We start from the raw sequence: 15,497 nt of genomic DNA, 5'->3' as shown, positions 1-15,497 counted from the left end.
CAATGAGCATGCGGCCCATGAATTATGGGGTAAAGCCCATGAGCAGCAATGACTAGGATAAGTTGAGCTTATGTATGAAGCGCTGGGTGACCTCTCTCTCGATTTGCTGCGCGCCTTTGAGGCAGCGGCGCGTCATCGCAGTTTCACCGCGGCCGCGATGGAGCTGGGCACCACCCAACCGGCGGTCAGCCAGCAAATCAAACGCCTTGAAGAGCAACTGGCGATCCGCCTGTTTGATCGCATTTACCGCGGCATCGAACTGACTGACGCCGGTGCCCTGCTGTTCGAGCATGTGCAAGGCGGCCTGCAGAACATCAACCAGGGGCTCGGCGCCATCACTCAACAAAGCCAGCATGAAGTGCTGCAAGTCGCCACCGACTTTGCCTTCGCCGCCTATTGGCTGATGCCACGCCTGCATCGTTTTCACCAGGCCAACCCGCAGGTGGATGTCAGCCTGGTCACCAGTGAGCGCAACCCGGCCACCCTGCGCAGCGATATTGATGTGGCGGTGCTGTTCGGCGATGGCCGTTTCAAGCAGGGCGAGAGCCTGTGGTTGTTCAATGAGGAAGTGTTCCCGGTGTGCAGCCCACAGTGGCTCAAGGAGCAGGTCGCGCCCCTGACGGTGCAGACCTTGCAAGACTGCCCGTTGCTGCACCTGCGCCAGGAAAACAACAGCCAATGGTTTGACTGGAACGGCGTGTTCCGCGAACTGGGTATCACGGCTGCGCCGACCCCGGGGCAATTGCGCTTCGACAACTACACCTTGCTGATCCAGGCCGCGATTGCCGGCCAGGGCGTCGCCATCGGCTGGCGCCACCTGGTGGATAACCTGCTGGAGCAGAATTGGCTGTGCCGGCCGATCAGCTCCACGGTGATCTCGCGCTTGGGCTATTACGTGGTGCAACCCCAGCGCAAACGCCGCGGACAGTTGGTGGACCGCTTTGTCGAGTGGCTTGTGGCGGAACAGGCCAACAGTGCGCACTCGTTGACCGGGCTGGCCCTGCCGTCGATTGCGGTCTAGGATCGGCCCACAGTGGAACCGGAGTCAGTCATGCAACGTATCAAGGGCTACCACGCCCATATCTACTTCGACGCCAGCACGATTGAGCAGGCGCGCACGCTCTGTGAGGACGCCGCCAAGTTGTTCCCGCTGCGCATGGGCCGTGTGCACGAGCGGCCCGTGGGCCCGCACCCGGATTGGAGTTGCCAGCTGGCGTTCGAGCCGGAATATATCGGTGTGGTGTTGCCGTGGCTGGCGCTGCATCGCAATGGTCTGGTGGTGTTCCTGCACCCTGAAACCGGTGACGACCTCAAGGACCACACCGATTACGCCATCTGGATGGGCGCGATGCGCGAGCTGGACTTGTCGATTTTTTAACCTTCCTTACCCGATAAATCCGCGGCCTTCCCTAAGTAAAAACAAGAATGGTTGTAGGATTTATCTTGTCTTGTCTCATTATATGGGATTGATATTTATATATTGAGATATTCCGCTCCCTAGGTTTATATTCGCCCATCTGCTTTTTTCAGCACCCACTCATTTCAGGTGAAGCGATGCAGGCGCAATTGATCGCGCTCGATTGGGGGACCAGCTCCCTTCGTGCTTACAAACTCGGCCCCGCGGGCGTTGTGCTGGAACAGCGCTCGCAAGCCTGGGGCATCATGCATTTGCCCACAGAGCCCCGGGAAATAGCCGGTGTGCTATGCACTGACGGCTTTGAACTGGCGTTCGATAGCGCCTGCGGCGATTGGCTTGATGCCCAGCCCGGGCTGCCGGTAATCGCTTGCGGCATGGTCGGCAGCGCACAGGGTTGGAGCGAGGCGGCCTATCGCAGCACGCCGGTGGATGTCGCCAGTCTCGGCCAGGCGTTGCATGGCATACGCAGCCTGCGTGGGGTGCAGGTGCATATCGTGCCGGGGGTGATCGAGCAAGTGGGTCTGCCTAATGTCATGCGTGGCGAAGAAACCCAAGTGCTCGGCGTACTGCAAGGCCTTGGGCCCCAGGTGTTGATCGGCCTGCCCGGCAGCCATTCCAAGTGGGTCGAGGTGGTGGAAGGCCGCATTACCCATTTCGATACCTTCATGACTGGCGAAGTGTTTGCGGTGTTGAGCAAGCACAGCATCCTGGGGCGTACCCAACAAGCGAGCGAGCAGTTCCAGGCCGAGGCGTTTGATCAAGGCGTGCGCGTAGCGCTGTCCAACGATGGCCAGCGTGGCGTGCTTTCGACCCTGTTCAGTGCCCGTACCCTTGGGCTCACCGCGCAGCTGGCGCCCGACCAGCAACCCGATTACCTGTCTGGCCTGCTCATCGGACATGAGCTCGCCAGCTTGCCAGATTCGGCCAAACATCAGCCGATCATCCTGGTCGGCGCTGCTGCACTTTGCGCCCGCTATCAACGCGCCCTCGCCCTTTGCGGATTTGCCCACGTCAGTCTGGCGCAAGAAGCCACCGAGCGTGGCCTGTGGCAACTGGCGCAAGCCGCCGGGCTCATTCGACCTGTACTGGAGGCCTGACATGCTCAAGCAAGCACTCGCACAAAACGGTTTGATCGCCATCCTGCGCGGCCTACGCCCCGACGAAGCCCAGGCGGTCGGCCAGGTGCTGTACGACGCGGGTTTTCGCGTGATCGAAGTGCCGCTCAACTCGCCAGACCCTTACGCCAGCATTCGCACCCTGTGCGACAGCTTGCCCGCCGATTGCCTGATCGGTGCCGGCACGGTGTTGACGCCTGAGCAGGTCGAACAGGTCAAGGCGGCCGGAGGCCAGGTGATCGTCATGCCCCACAGCGATGCCAAGGTGCTGCGTGCCGCCAAAGCGGCGGGCCTGTACTTGTCGCCTGGGGTAGCCACGCCTACCGAAGCCTTTGCCGCACTGGCCGAAGGCGCCGATGTGTTGAAGCTGTTCCCGGCCGAGCAGATGGGCCCTTCAGTGATCAAGGCATGGCTGGCGGTATTGCCGGCGGGCACGTTGCTGCTGCCGGTGGGCGGCATTACCCCGGACAACATGCAGGTGTTTACCGACGCCGGCGCCAAGGGCTTCGGATTGGGTTCCGGGCTGTTCAAGCCGGGCATGACAGTGGATCAGATTGCGAGCCGTGCCCAGGCTTATGTCGCCGCCTGGAAAGCCCTGAGCTGAGAGCATATTCCGCGCCCACAGGCGCTGCATCTATAAGAGAGACAAGAGATGAAAATCACCAAACTGACGACCTTTATCGTTCCGCCGCGCTGGTGCTTCCTCAAGGTCGAAACCGACCAGGGTGTGACCGGCTGGGGTGAGCCTGTGGTCGAGGGCCGCGCTCACACGGTGGCCGCCGCCGTCGAAGAACTGTCCGACTACCTGATCGGCAAAGACCCTCGCAATATCGAAGATATCTGGACCGTGCTCTATCGCGGCGGCTTCTACCGAGGCGGCGCGGTGCATATGAGCGCCCTCGCCGGCATCGACCAGGCGTTGTGGGACATCAAGGGCAAGGCCCTCGGTGTATCGGTCAGCGATCTGCTGGGCGGCCAGGTGCGTGACAAGATCCGTGTGTACTCATGGATCGGCGGTGACCGCCCCGCCGATACTGCCCGTGCCGCCAAAGAGGCGGTGGCCCGTGGCTTCACAGCCGTGAAAATGAATGGCACCGAAGAATTGCAGTTTGTCGACAGCTTCGAAAAAGTCGACCTGGCCCTGGCCAACGTCGCTGCTGTGCGCGATGCGGTCGGCCCTAACGTGGGTATTGGCGTCGACTTCCATGGCCGCGTGCACAAGCCGATGGCCAAGGTGCTGATGAAAGAGCTCGACCCGTACAAACTGATGTTCATTGAAGAGCCGGTGCTCAGCGAAAACTACGAAGCGCTGAAAGAACTGGCCCCGCTGACCAGTACGCCGATCGCCTTGGGTGAGCGCCTGTTCTCGCGCTGGGATTTCAAGCGGGTGCTCAGCGAAGGCTACGTCGACATCATCCAGCCGGACGCCTCCCACGCAGGTGGTATCACCGAAACCCGCAAGATCGCCAACATGGCCGAAGCCTACGACGTGGCCCTGGCCCTGCACTGTCCGCTGGGCCCGATTGCCTTGGCGGCATGCCTGCAGCTGGATGCGGTTTGCTACAACGCGTTTATCCAGGAGCAGAGCCTGGGTATTCACTACAACGAAAGCAACGATCTGCTCGACTATGTGCGTGATCCAGGCGTATTCGACTATGACCAGGGCTTTGTGAAGATCCCCAACGGCCCAGGTCTGGGCATTGAGATCAACGAGGAGTATGTGGTTGAGCGCGCGGCCATCGGCCATCGCTGGCGCAATCCGATCTGGCGCCATGCCGATGGCAGTTTTGCCGAGTGGTGATTTCCACCTGATTGAAACGCGCAAAAAAATGTGGGAGCAGGCAAGCCAGTTCCCACATTGAGCGCGTTCCTTCCTCAATAAATATAAAAAGAGGCACCCCCATGCACCCTGAATCCCTCACCGGGCAGGCTTCTTTAGTCACGCCTAGCAGAAAGCGCTTTTTCATCATGGTGCTGCTGTTCATCACCGTGGTCATCAACTACCTCGACCGTAGCAACCTATCGATTGCCGCGCCCGCGCTGACCAGCGAGCTGGGGATCGATCCGGTGCAAGTCGGGCTGATTTTTTCTGCCTTCGGCTGGACCTACGCCGCCATGCAAATCCCGGGTGGCTGGCTGGTAGACCGGGTGCCGCCGCGCATTCTCTACACGGCCGCCCTGCTGCTGTGGTCGATTGCCACCGTGATGCTCGGTTTCGCCGCCAGCTTTATCGCGCTGTTCGTGCTGCGCATGGCCGTGGGCGCGTTGGAGGCGCCGGCCTATCCCATCAACAGCCGTGTGGTCACCACCTGGTTTCCCGAGCGCGAGCGCGCCACGGCTATCGGCGTCTATACCTCCGGGCAATTCGTCGGCCTGGCGTTCCTCACTCCGGTACTGGCGTGGCTGCAGCACCAGTACGGTTGGCACATGGTGTTTGTGGTGACCGGTGGCGTCGGCATCCTGTGGGCCGCGATCTGGTACGCGGTGTACCGCGAGCCCAAAGATTTCAAAGGCGCCAACGAAGCCGAAATCCAACTGATCCGCGACGGTGGCGGGCTGGTGGACATGCAGGCTAAAACCGTCAAGGCACCCTTCAGCTGGACCGACCTCGGCATCGTGCTGAGCAAACGCAAGCTGTGGGGCATCTACCTTGGCCAGTTTTGCCTGAACTCCACGCTGTGGTTCTTCCTGACCTGGTTCCCGACGTACCTGGTGAAATATCGCGGCATGGACTTTATCCAGTCTGGCTTGCTGGCCTCCTTGCCGTTCCTGGCCGCGTTTGTGGGCGTGCTGTGTTCTGGGGTGTTTTCCGATTGGCTGATTCGCCGTGGGGCATCGGTGGGCTTTGCGCGCAAGTTGCCGATCATCAGTGGGCTGCTGATTTCCACGGCGATCATCGGGGCCAACTATGTGGACTCGACGGGGTGGGTCATCGCGTTTCTGGCGGTGGCGTTTTTCGGCAATGGCCTGGCGTCGATCACCTGGTCGCTGGTGTCGACCTTGGCGCCTGCCCGTCTGTTGGGGCTGACCGGCGGGGTGTTCAACTTCATCGGCAACCTGGCGGCAATTGCCACGCCTATCGTGATTGGCTTTCTGGCCAGTGGCTCGTCATTTGCGCCGGCCATTACCTACATTGCGGTCCTGGCGCTGCTCGGCGCGCTTTCCTACATATTGCTGGTCGGCAAAGTCGAGCGGATCGAGCTGTAAAAAGGGCGACCTTCGGGTCGCCCTTTTTTCGTTCTACGGCACCGACATCTCGTTGCGAAATATATTGTGCGGGTCCCAGCGCTGCTTGGTACGGCGCAAGCGGCTTTCGATCATCAGATCGGGAAAGAAGATTTTGTACCACTGGGGGTTTTTGCCGTTGGCCGGATTACCGCCTGTGTAGGTCATGTCGAGGTCGGGGTAATTGATGTAGCAGCCTTCGAACGCATTGTTGAGCGGTACGCCTTGCGCATCGGCAAACGCATTGACGTACAGCCCTCGGATCCAGTCGGCATGGGCTTGATCCGCGGCCGCGCTGTCGCCGTGCCAGTAACACTGGGGTTGCCACTTGAGGAGGGACGAACGCTGGGCGGCCGACGACTCCTTGCGTACGGGCGCGCTGGCGGCGTTGATCTGGCCGCCGAAGGACTGAATCTGGATCAGGCTTTGTGTCAGGTGGTTGTCAGGGTCCGGCCAGGTCAGGGTAGTCCAGATGGCCTGTAGCACTTGGGGGCTGAACTCACCTTTCTGATAGGCCGATTTATAGCGCCCACGCTGATTGTCTCCCGAACCATTCAATGTTTGCTGGCACACCAGCCAGTCCAGGCGCCGCGCCGCAGCCTGGGCGGATGAGACTGAGTCGATGGGGCGCCCGCCGGCTGTGCCGGGCGGCAAATGGACCACATGAAACGGCACCAGCGACTCGGTGGCAGGTAAGCCGACGGCCGTGAGCATCTTGTCGACAAAATCATCGAAGGGCGCACGGTCGTTCAGCTCCCCCTCCTTGTCCACATAATGGATACCCAAGGTGATATTGCCTGTGTGCTCGTGGCGCATTTCCAGTTTGGTCGCCAGGCCCCAGGTGTCCGGGTTGCTCTGATGACTGGCGAACCATCGCTGGTAAGCCACCAGCAGGTTGTTAAGTGCATCCTGGGTCAGTACTGACCAATCCCATTCCAACACCAGCCACAGTACTTCTTTGGGGGCCGGTGGCAGGTCCTTGAAGTAATAGCTGGTGATAATGCCGAATTGACCACCCCCCGCACCGCAGCACGCGGCGAACAGGTCCAATTCGTCCTCTTGGGTGCTGTCCCTGCTGACATGGCGCGGTTCTAGCCCTTTGCCTTGGCTGTCAGGCACCAGGATATCGACCCCGCTGAGCCAGTCACACACCAGTCCATACTTGCGAGACAGCAGCCCATAGCCGCCACCGCAAATGTGTCCGCCCAGGCCCACGCTATAGCATGAGCCGCCGGGCAAGGTTTTGTTGGCCAGCTTGTACAAAGCGCCATAGGCGTCCCAGTTCTGGCCGCCGGCCTCCAGGCGAAAGCGGTAGCGAAAGGGCTGCGTGGGGTTCAGCTCGGAACCGATCTGGCCGTTGGCATCGTAGATCACTCGGTTCAGCGCGCTGATATCCAGGATCGACAGCACCTCATTCGGGCTGTCGGGCATCTTGTTGGCGACAAACCCTTCGTAGCAATGACCGCCGCTGCGTACGGTGATGCGTCCATTGGGCAGGGCCAATGCCTGGGCGGCGGCGTCCATGATGTCTTGCGGGCTGCGGCAAAGGTAAATCAGGTTGGCGCCATTGGGTGAAGACTGGCCCTGCACATTGCCCAAGGGCCAGCGCAGATTGAAACCCTTTTGCAGGGTTGAGTGACGACGGTCTGAAACGGTGACGAGATCAAATGCCATGATGTACTCCTGAGAGCCAAGAATGACTTCTGATGCGGCTAACTTAACGACCGAGGGGCAAGGACTGCGGGGCTTGCGAAGGTGGTTAGACGGCAAAGGGCACGAAGTGCATTAAAAAAGGAGGTGGGCGACATGCCCACCTCCTTTGAAGCCTAGCGTATAAGCTGCGGTCGTTGCGCCGTGCAACTTACTTGCGTGCGTTGCGCACACCTTCCGACAGCGCTGCGCACAGGGTCAGCACGCCATCAATGGCTTGCTGGTCGTTCTTGGCCGTGGCGATGTGATCGATCAGCGCCGAACCCACTACCACCCCGTCCGCCAAGCGTGCGATGGCCGCTGCCTGGTCGGGTGTGCGGATACCAAAGCCGATGCTGATCGGCAGGTCGGTATGGCGGCGCAGGCGGGCCACGGCTTCTTCGACGTGTTCCAGGGTGGCGGCACCAGCCCCGGTGACACCGGCGACCGACACGTAATACACAAACCCGGAGCTGCCATTGAGCACAGTAGGCAGGCGCACGTCATCGGTAGTCGGCGTGGTCAGGCGGATAAAGTCGATACCTGCGGCCTGGGCCGGGTCGCACAGCTCGCCGTTATGCTCGGGGGGCATGTCCACCACGATCAGGCCGTCGACGCCAGCTGCCTTGGCATCGGCAATGAACTGCGACACGCCGTATTTGTGGATCGGGTTGAAATAGCCCATCAACACCAGCGGCGTGTCGTCGTTGTCCTGGCGGAACTCGCGAACCATCTGCAGGGTTTTCAACAGGTTCTGCTTGGCGGCCAGTGCGCGGATATTGGCCAGCTGGATGGCCGGGCCATCGGCCATCGGGTCGGTGAAGGGCATGCCCAGCTCGATCACATCGGCGCCGGCGGCCGGCAAGCCCTTGAGGATCGCCAGCGAGGTGTCATAGCCGGGGTCGCCAGCGGTGACGAAGGTCACCAGGGCGGCGCGATTTTGTTCTTTAAGTTGCGCAAAGCGGGTTTGCAGGCGGCTCATCAGTGTTTCTCCTGCTTGGACTGTTCCATATGGTGCATCACGGTCTGCATGTCTTTGTCGCCACGGCCCGAGAGGTTGACCACCATCAGGTGATCTTTGGGCAAGTTTGGCGCGCGCTTGAATACTTCAGCCAGGGCGTGGGCGCTTTCCAGTGCCGGAATGATCCCTTCCAGGCGGCAGCATTTGTGGAAAGCTTGCAGGGCTTCATCGTCAGTCACCGAGGTGTACTGGACGCGGCCGATGTCATGCAACCACGCGTGTTCCGGGCCGATGCCGGGGTAGTCCAGGCCTGCGGAAATCGAGTGGGCGTCGATGATCTGACCGTCGTCGTCCTGCAGCAGGAAGGTGCGGTTGCCGTGCAGCACGCCCGGTACGCCGCCGTTGAGGCTGGCAGCGTGCTTGCCGGTTTCGATGCCATGGCCTGCGGCTTCAACACCGATGATCTCGACGCTGGTGTCATCCAGGAATGGGTGGAACAGGCCCATGGCGTTGGAACCGCCGCCGATGCACGCCACCAGGCTGTCCGGCAGGCGGCCTTCCTGGGCTTGCAGCTGGCTGCGGGTTTCCTTGCCGATCACGGCCTGGAAGTCGCGCACCATCGCCGGGTATGGGTGTGGCCCGGCCACGGTACCGATCAGGTAGAAGGTGCTGTCGACATTGGTTACCCAGTCGCGCAGGGCTTCGTTCATGGCGTCTTTGAGGGTGCCGGTGCCGGCGACCACGGGGATGACCTCGGCGCCCAGCAGCTTCATGCGGAACACGTTGGCCTGCTGGCGCTCGATGTCGGTGGTGCCCATGTAGATCACGCATTGCAGGCCAAAGCGCGCCGCCACGGTTGCGGTGGCCACGCCGTGCATGCCGGCGCCGGTCTCGGCGATGATGCGTTTCTTGCCCATGCGCCGGGCCAGCAGGATCTGGCCGATGCAGTTGTTGATCTTGTGCGCGCCGGTGTGGTTGAGCTCTTCGCGCTTGAGGTAGATCTTGGCGCCGCCGCAGAACTCGGTCAGGCGTTCGGCAAAATACAGCGGGCTTGGGCGCCCGACATAATCGCGCTGAAAGTAGGCCAATTCTTCGTTAAACGCCGGATCTACCTTCGCCGCTTCGTATTCACGGGCCAGGTCGAGAATCAACGGCATCAGGGTTTCAGCGACGTAGCGGCCGCCGAACGCACCAAACAGGCCGTTGGCGTCAGGGCCGTTGCGTAGATCGGTCTGGGACTGAGTCATGGGACGCTCCAGGAAAAATGTGTTTAAAGGCAATGACGGTCACTCTACTCGTGACGCTCTGGCCTGAAAACCGATAAGATCGCCGCAACCTGTCAGGAAAACTCACAGATGAGCCGCGACCTTCCTCCCCTCAACGCCCTGCGCGCTTTTGAAGCCACCGCTCGCCTTAACAGCGTCAGCCAGGCTGCGGAGCTATTGCACGTGACCCATGGTGCGGTCAGCCGCCAGTTGAAAGTGCTGGAGGAGCACTTGGGCGTGAGCCTATTCATCAAGGATGGGCGCGGCCTTAAACTCACAGATGCCGGCGTCAGGCTACGAGATGCCAGCAGCGAGGCTTTCGAGCGGTTGCGCGACGTGTGCGCCGAGCTCACCCAACGCGGCGCTGACGCGCCCTTCGTTCTTGGTTGTTCAGGCAGCTTGCTGGCGCGTTGGTTTATCCCTCGGCTGGGGCGGTTGAATGCTGACTTGCCGGATTTACGCTTGCACCTGTCGGCAGGCGAAGGCGATCTGGACCCGCGCCGCCCGGGGCTGGATGCCTTGCTGGTATTCGCTGAGCCGCCGTGGCCGGCGGATATGCAGGTGTATGAGCTGGCCAGCGAGCGCATCGGCCCGGTCTTGAGCCCCCGCTTCGCCGGTTTTGAACAACTGCGTCAGGCCCCAGCGTCGGATCTGCTGGAGCAACCCTTGCTTCACACCACCTCACGTCCGCAAGCCTGGCCCAGTTGGGCACGGCAACACGGCCTAGAGCCCGGCGCGCTGAAACTCGGCCAGGGGTTTGAGCATTTGTATTATCTGCTGGAAGCGGCGGTTGCCGGGTTGGGCGTGGCAATTGCGCCAGAACCGCTGGTGGCAGAGGACCTGCGAGCGGGTCGCCTGGTGGCGCCTTGGGGGTTCAGTGAAACCCCGGCGCACCTGGCGTTGTGGCTACCCAAGCGCGCCGCAGACGGGCGCGCCCGGCAGTTGGCGCAATGGCTCAAGGCTGAGCTGTTGCGTCAACCGATGTAACCGGTCAATCAGTCACCGCGTTTGCACAGCAGATAAGCCGCCAGCAGGCCCAGCGCGCCAACGGCGACACCGGCGGTCGTCCAGGGGTGCTCTTGTGCGTAGTCACGGGTGGCAGCGCTGGTTTCGCGGATTTTGACTTTGCTTTCTTCGTAGGCGTCGCTGATCAGGTGGCGAGAGTGCTTGAGGGCGTTCTCGGCATTGCTTTTCAAGGCCTTCAGCGTTTTGCGCGACTCATCGGACGCGTCGTCCTTGAGGCTCTCCAGCGATTTGAGCAGGCTCGAAATCTCGGCTTCCATGCTTTCCAGCGACGCTTTGCGTAAAGAAGTGTTGGCCATGTGGACATCTCCTGAAGTGATTGAGTGGCGTGTGTAGATACCGACTGCGCCGGTTTCAGAAAGTGCAGTAATTCTGAACTTTCGCCTCCCAACGGTCGCCTGAAGCAGTACGCACATTCGCTGCTAGTCTTGATTGACGACCTAAAGGAGAAACGCCATGAGTGATCATCACACGTACAAGAAAGTCGAACTGGTAGGCTCTTCCACCACCAGCATCGAAGACGCGATCAACAATGCCCTGGCTGAAGCCAACAAAAGCATCAAGCATCTGGAGTGGTTTGAGGTGACCGAAACCCGTGGTCACATCAAAGATGGCAAGGCTGCGCACTTCCAGGTCACGCTCAAAGTGGGATTCCGCATTGCCAGTAGTTGATCGGCAGAGTTGAACTTTGCCCGCTGGCCGATTGCCATAACCTGCGCTACAAACAACGGGTGCCGACGCGATGAGCGTCGGCACGCTCTTTTTGATCAGCGCAAGGAAAGTAACGGATGAAGAAGTTTCTGTTAGCGGTAGGGTTGTTGAGCATTGCGGGTACCGCTATGGCGGCGGGCAAGCCTTGTGAAGAGCTGAAAAGCGAAATCGCAGCGAAAATCGACGCCAACGGCGCTTCGGGGTATTCGCTGGAAGTGGTGGACAAAGGTGCTACGCCAAGTGACCAGAAAGTAGTTGGCACCTGCGAAGGTGGCACCAAGGAAATTGCCTACAAGCGCGGCTAACCTCGTGCTGTATAAGCGACGCACCTGTGGCGAGGGAGCTTGCTCCNGCACTCCAGCGGGAGCAAGCTCCCTCGCCACAGGTATATCGTTTGACCATTCAGCCCTTCATTACTTGTGCAAGCAGCTCGTAGGAATGAATCCGGTCGGCGTGCTCATACAGGTCACTGGTAAAAATCAGCTCATCAGCACCGGTCTGCTCGATCAACACCTCCAACTTGCCGCGAATCTTCGCCGGGCTGCCCACCATGGCCAAGCCGAGGAAGCTACCGACCGCATCTTTTTCATGGGGCAACCACAGGCCGTCCATGGTTTTTACTGGAGGGCGCTGCACCAGGCTCTGGCCGCGCATCAAAGCGAGGATGCGCTGGTACACCGAGGTGGCCAGGTAATCGGCCTGCTCATCGGTGTCGGCCGCCACCAGCGGAATGCCGAGCATCACGTAGGGCTTGTCCAGTACGGCTGAAGGCTTGAAGTGATTGCGATACACGCGAATTGCCTCATGCATCAAGCGCGGTGCGAAATGGGAGGCGAAGGCGTAAGGCAAGCCACGCTCACCGGCCAATTGTGCGCTGAACAGGCTTGAACCCAGCAGCCACACCGGCACATTGGTGCCGGTGCCCGGTACCGCGATAACCCGTTGGTCGGGCGTACGCGGGCCGAGGTAGGCCATCAGCTCGGCCACATCTTCGGGGAAGTCATCGGCACTGCCGGAGCGTTCACGGCGCAGGGCGCGGGCGGTCATCTGGTCGGAACCGGGCGCGCGCCCCAGGCCCAGGTCAATACGACCGGGGTAGAGGCTTTCCAGCGTACCGAACTGCTCGGCGATCACCAGTGGCGCGTGGTTTGGCAACATCACCCCGCCAGACCCCACGCGAATGGTCGAGGTGCCGCCTGCCAGGTAACCGAGCAGTACCGAGGTGGCCGAACTGGCGATGCCGTCCATATTGTGGTGCTCAGCTACCCAGAAACGGTGGTAGCCGAACTTCTCCACATGCTGGGCCAGGTCCAGGGAATTGCGCAGCGACTGCGCCGGGCTGCCGTTGGCGCGTACGGGCACCAGGTCGAGGGTCGAGAACTTTACGTCGGACAGCGATTTCATAAGCCTGCTTCTCCAATGGGGGCGCAGGCTTTCTAGACGAACCAAAACCTGCCGCTTCATGTGCATGCTCTATGCAATGAGGGCATATACCCGAGATTCAATAGGTAGCTCTGAAATTTCCTACTAGATTGCTAGGTTTCTCTTACGAATGAACTTTGTTTTGACGTCTATCCTCAGAACCCTTACCGACGCAAAACCACCGTTCGAGGAGAAAGCTATGAGTATCGTTAAAAAGGCATCCGCGCATTGGGAAGGCGACCTGAAGACTGGCCTGGGCTCCATTTCCACGGAAACCGGCGTGCTGCGCGAAGCGCCCTACGGCTTCAAGGCCCGCTTCGAGGGCGGCAAGGGTACCAACCCTGAAGAATTGATCGGCGCGGCTCACGCCGGCTGTTTCTCCATGGCGTTTTCCATGATTCTCGGCGACGCCGGGCTCAAGGCTGAAAGCATCGACACCCAGGCCGAAGTGACTCTGGACCAGGTCGAGGGCGGCTTTGCGATTACAGCAGTGCATCTGATCCTGAAAGCCAAAATCCCAGGCGCGAGCCAGGCACAGTTCGATGAACTGAGCAAAAAAGCCAAGGAAGGGTGCCCGGTCTCCAAGGTACTGAATGCAACCATCACCTTGGATGCCACGCTGGTCAACTGACACAGCAGGCATCTTATGTGGGAGCGGGCTTGCTCGCGAATGCGGTGGATCAGCCGATATCTTCGGTGACTGATACTCCGTATTCGCGAGCGAGCCCGCTCCCACATTTTTAGTCCTGCGTAAAATCAGAACTCGTGTTTGTAAAATGTGGTCGAATAGCCCATGCAGCCTAGGCGCACACTCGTGCGCAGCGCATTCAGGGAGCTCCACACATGAAACGTTTTGCCTTGGCAATCATCTGCGGTGTATTGGCCACTTCGGCCGTGGCCGCGCCAAAAGATTGTGAAGAGCTCAGGAAAGAAATCGAAGTGAAGATCCAGGCCAAGGCGATTCCGTCCTACACCCTGGAAATCATCACCGCCGAAGAAGCCAAGAACCATGACGAAGCCATGATTGTCGGCTCATGCGAAAACGGCACCAAGCGCATCATCTATCAAAAGAACAACGACTGACTCAGATGCAGTTCACGCTGCGCTCTTCGGCCAATAGCTGGCGGGTTGAGTCGTACAGCCGGATGTTGGGCGTGAACGCCAGTGAGCGCCCTTCCAGCACATAGCGCTGGCCGGCCTGAAAGTGGTCGTACTGCAGCGTCATGAAGCAGGTGCGATACATCATCTGGCTGAGGCCACCCAGGCCGCCGCCAGCGGGCACTTCAAAGTCAAAGCGCACCATCAGCTCGTGAGGGCCGGGAGGCATTTGAAAAAAGCGCCCGTCGTCGAGGTTTTTCCCGTCCAGGCGCTGAGCCATTACCAACTTGGAACCCGGGGTGGGCGTGGTGAAATCGACCCAGGCCTGCTGCGGGTCCACGGGGGGGATGGGGGTCGAGGCGCAAGCGCTGAGGAATACAGCGGCGACGGGAAGCAAGAGCGGGCGCATGGCAAGTACTCAACACGAGAAGAGGCTTGAGTATAAACACGCCACGCCGTGGAAAAATCCCCTGCAAGCGCGATAGTCTGGCGAACCCATCACCCAGGAGCAGTCAGTGCATGATCAGGCGTTTTCTTCCAGGACTGATGGTTTTGCTGCTCAGCGGCTGCTCCAGTGTCAGTTATTACAGCCAGTTGGCGAGTGGCCAGTGGCACCTGTTGCGGGCCCGGGAGCCGGTTGCCGAGGTCATCGCCGACCCTGCTCGCCCGCCACTGCTGCGCGAGCATCTGGCTCAATCGCAGAAAGCTCGAACCTTTGCCAGTGAACATCTGCACCTGCCGGACAATCAAAGTTACCGACTCTATGCCGATATCGGCCGACCCTATGTGGTCTGGAATGTCTTCGCCACGCAGGAATTTTCTCTGTCACCCCAGAACCATTGCTTTCCCATCGCCGGTTGCGTCGCCTATCGCGGCTACTACAACCAAGGTGCGGCCCGGGGCGAGGCGGCGCTGTTGCGGCAACAGGGCATGGATGTGTCGATCGGCGGCGTGGAGGCCTACTCCACCCTGGGCTGGTTCAACGACCCGATCATGAGCTCGATGATGAGCTGGGGCGATGAGCGCCTTGCCACGCTGATCTTCCATGAGCTGGCCCACCAGCGCTTCTACGTGAAGGACGACACCGAGTTCAACGAGTCCTATGCCAGTTTTGTCGAGCAGGAGGGCACGCGCCAATGGCGTGCGGCGCGGGGCCTGGCGCCTGTCGGCGATGCGGCGTTGAAGCAACGCGATCAATTTATCCGGCTGATTCTCGATACCCGTAGACGCCTGGAGGCGTTGTACGCGCAGCCGTTGGCAGCGGACGCGATGCGCCGTGCCAAAGCGGCGCAATTCGAGCAGTTGCGTAGTGAATACCGGCACCTGCGTGATAGCCAATGGGGTGGTGACAAGCGTTATGACGCCTGGATTAACCAGCCGATGAATAACGCGCGGCTTTTGCCGTTTGGGTTGTATGACCAATGGGTGCCGGCGTTTGCGGCGTTGTTTGCGCGGGAAGGCGGGGATTGGGTGAGGTTTTATGCGGCGGTGGAGAAGTTGGGTGGGCTGCCGGTGGAGCAGCGTAAAGCGGCGTTGAGGCAGTTGGAGAGGGTTGGCCGTTAGGGCCTTAT

Annotated in this window: 18 protein-coding genes; 12 read left to right on the top strand and 6 right to left on the bottom strand. The window is 60.3% G+C overall.

The window, feature by feature from the left end:
* Positions 1-70 precede the first annotated feature (70 nt).
* The 6 genes from ACTJLA_RS00435 to ACTJLA_RS00410 all read left to right on the top strand — a co-directional run bounded on the left by ACTJLA_RS00435 (position 71) and on the right by ACTJLA_RS00410 (position 5,739).
* Positions 71-1,021 (top strand): choline sulfate utilization transcriptional regulator, encoded by a 951-nt coding sequence (locus ACTJLA_RS00435; protein ID WP_034129203.1) that lies wholly within the window; start codon positions 71-73, stop codon positions 1,019-1,021.
* A 30-nt stretch (positions 1,022-1,051) separates the two neighbouring features.
* Positions 1,052-1,378 carry a DOPA 4,5-dioxygenase family protein gene (locus ACTJLA_RS00430; RefSeq protein ID WP_014716300.1) on the top strand — a complete coding sequence of 109 codons (327 nt, stop codon included), beginning with the start codon at positions 1,052-1,054 and terminating at the stop codon, positions 1,376-1,378.
* Positions 1,379-1,554: 176 nt separating this feature from the next.
* Positions 1,555-2,514 carry a 2-dehydro-3-deoxygalactonokinase gene (locus tag ACTJLA_RS00425; RefSeq protein ID WP_089041576.1) on the top strand — a complete coding sequence of 320 codons (960 nt, stop codon included), beginning with the start codon at positions 1,555-1,557 and terminating at the stop codon, positions 2,512-2,514.
* Between the two features lies 1 nt (position 2,515).
* The gene (locus tag ACTJLA_RS00420) at positions 2,516-3,136 is read left to right on the top strand and encodes a 2-dehydro-3-deoxy-6-phosphogalactonate aldolase (protein ID WP_034129205.1); all 621 of its coding nucleotides are present in this window, start codon (positions 2,516-2,518) and stop codon (positions 3,134-3,136) included.
* 48 nt (positions 3,137-3,184) lie between these two features.
* Positions 3,185-4,333, top strand: a complete 1,149-nt coding sequence (gene dgoD, locus ACTJLA_RS00415; RefSeq protein ID WP_003187297.1) for a galactonate dehydratase — start codon at positions 3,185-3,187, stop codon at positions 4,331-4,333.
* Between the two features lie 101 nt (positions 4,334-4,434).
* On the top strand, positions 4,435-5,739 hold the full coding sequence (locus ACTJLA_RS00410; protein ID WP_032894350.1) for an MFS transporter: 1,305 nt from the start codon (positions 4,435-4,437) through the stop codon (positions 5,737-5,739).
* Positions 5,740-5,772: 33 nt separating this feature from the next.
* Here ACTJLA_RS00410 and ACTJLA_RS00405 read toward each other — a convergent pair whose 3' ends face one another.
* The 3 genes from ACTJLA_RS00405 to trpB all read right to left on the bottom strand — a co-directional run bounded on the left by ACTJLA_RS00405 (position 5,773) and on the right by trpB (position 9,654).
* Complete coding sequence (locus ACTJLA_RS00405; protein ID WP_089041578.1) at positions 5,773-7,431, bottom strand: FAD-dependent oxidoreductase; 1,659 nt, start codon at positions 7,429-7,431, stop codon at positions 5,773-5,775.
* 187 nt (positions 7,432-7,618) lie between these two features.
* The gene (gene trpA, locus ACTJLA_RS00400) at positions 7,619-8,428 is read right to left on the bottom strand and encodes a tryptophan synthase subunit alpha (protein WP_034129208.1); all 810 of its coding nucleotides are present in this window, start codon (positions 8,426-8,428) and stop codon (positions 7,619-7,621) included.
* Positions 8,428-9,654 (bottom strand): tryptophan synthase subunit beta, encoded by a 1,227-nt coding sequence (gene trpB / locus ACTJLA_RS00395; RefSeq protein WP_072445695.1) that lies wholly within the window; start codon positions 9,652-9,654, stop codon positions 8,428-8,430. The genes trpA and trpB overlap by 1 nt, the downstream gene beginning before the upstream one ends.
* Before the next feature lie 108 nt (positions 9,655-9,762).
* Between trpB and ACTJLA_RS00390 the strand changes: the two genes are divergently transcribed.
* The gene (locus ACTJLA_RS00390; RefSeq protein ID WP_057975189.1) at positions 9,763-10,659 is read left to right on the top strand and encodes a LysR family transcriptional regulator; all 897 of its coding nucleotides are present in this window, start codon (positions 9,763-9,765) and stop codon (positions 10,657-10,659) included.
* Positions 10,660-10,667: 8 nt separating this feature from the next.
* On the opposite strand, the gene ACTJLA_RS00385 is transcribed toward ACTJLA_RS00390, so the two are convergent.
* Positions 10,668-10,994: a DUF883 family protein gene (locus tag ACTJLA_RS00385; RefSeq protein ID WP_003187304.1), complete on the bottom strand. Its 327-nt coding sequence runs from the start codon at positions 10,992-10,994 to the stop codon at positions 10,668-10,670.
* 157 nt (positions 10,995-11,151) lie between these two features.
* On the opposite strand from ACTJLA_RS00385, the gene ACTJLA_RS00380 reads away from it, so the two are divergent.
* A complete protein-coding gene (locus ACTJLA_RS00380) occupies positions 11,152-11,367 on the top strand; it encodes a dodecin (RefSeq protein WP_005783406.1) in 216 nt (71 codons plus the stop codon).
* Between the two features lie 116 nt (positions 11,368-11,483).
* Positions 11,484-11,711, top strand: coding sequence for a DUF1161 domain-containing protein (locus ACTJLA_RS00375; protein WP_034129210.1), 228 nt, complete (start codon positions 11,484-11,486; stop codon positions 11,709-11,711).
* A 97-nt stretch (positions 11,712-11,808) separates the two neighbouring features.
* Here ACTJLA_RS00375 and ACTJLA_RS00370 read toward each other — a convergent pair whose 3' ends face one another.
* A complete protein-coding gene (locus tag ACTJLA_RS00370) occupies positions 11,809-12,810 on the bottom strand; it encodes an LLM class flavin-dependent oxidoreductase (RefSeq protein WP_034129211.1) in 1,002 nt (333 codons plus the stop codon).
* Positions 12,811-13,027: 217 nt separating this feature from the next.
* On the opposite strand from ACTJLA_RS00370, the gene ACTJLA_RS00365 reads away from it, so the two are divergent.
* Together ACTJLA_RS00365 and ACTJLA_RS00360 are read left to right on the top strand one after the other, a co-directional pair.
* Positions 13,028-13,459 (top strand): OsmC family protein, encoded by a 432-nt coding sequence (locus ACTJLA_RS00365; RefSeq protein WP_034129212.1) that lies wholly within the window; start codon positions 13,028-13,030, stop codon positions 13,457-13,459.
* Between the two features lie 212 nt (positions 13,460-13,671).
* The gene (locus tag ACTJLA_RS00360; RefSeq protein ID WP_003187312.1) at positions 13,672-13,911 is read left to right on the top strand and encodes a DUF1161 domain-containing protein; all 240 of its coding nucleotides are present in this window, start codon (positions 13,672-13,674) and stop codon (positions 13,909-13,911) included.
* 1 nt (position 13,912) lies between these two features.
* On the opposite strand, the gene ACTJLA_RS00355 is transcribed toward ACTJLA_RS00360, so the two are convergent.
* Entirely contained in the window at positions 13,913-14,335 is a 423-nt protein-coding gene (locus tag ACTJLA_RS00355; RefSeq protein ID WP_057975188.1) for a PA0061/PA0062 family lipoprotein, read from the bottom strand.
* A 110-nt stretch (positions 14,336-14,445) separates the two neighbouring features.
* On the opposite strand from ACTJLA_RS00355, the gene ACTJLA_RS00350 reads away from it, so the two are divergent.
* Complete coding sequence (locus ACTJLA_RS00350) at positions 14,446-15,489, top strand: aminopeptidase (protein ID WP_054920964.1); 1,044 nt, start codon at positions 14,446-14,448, stop codon at positions 15,487-15,489.
* The last annotated feature ends 8 nt before the right edge of the window (positions 15,490-15,497 follow it).

Origin of the sequence: Pseudomonas sp. 22072 (assembly GCF_052046095.1) — a bacterium.
Lineage (GTDB): Bacteria > Pseudomonadota > Gammaproteobacteria > Pseudomonadales > Pseudomonadaceae > Aquipseudomonas > Aquipseudomonas paracarnis.
This window is presented reverse-complemented; position numbering and strand designations above follow the sequence as displayed.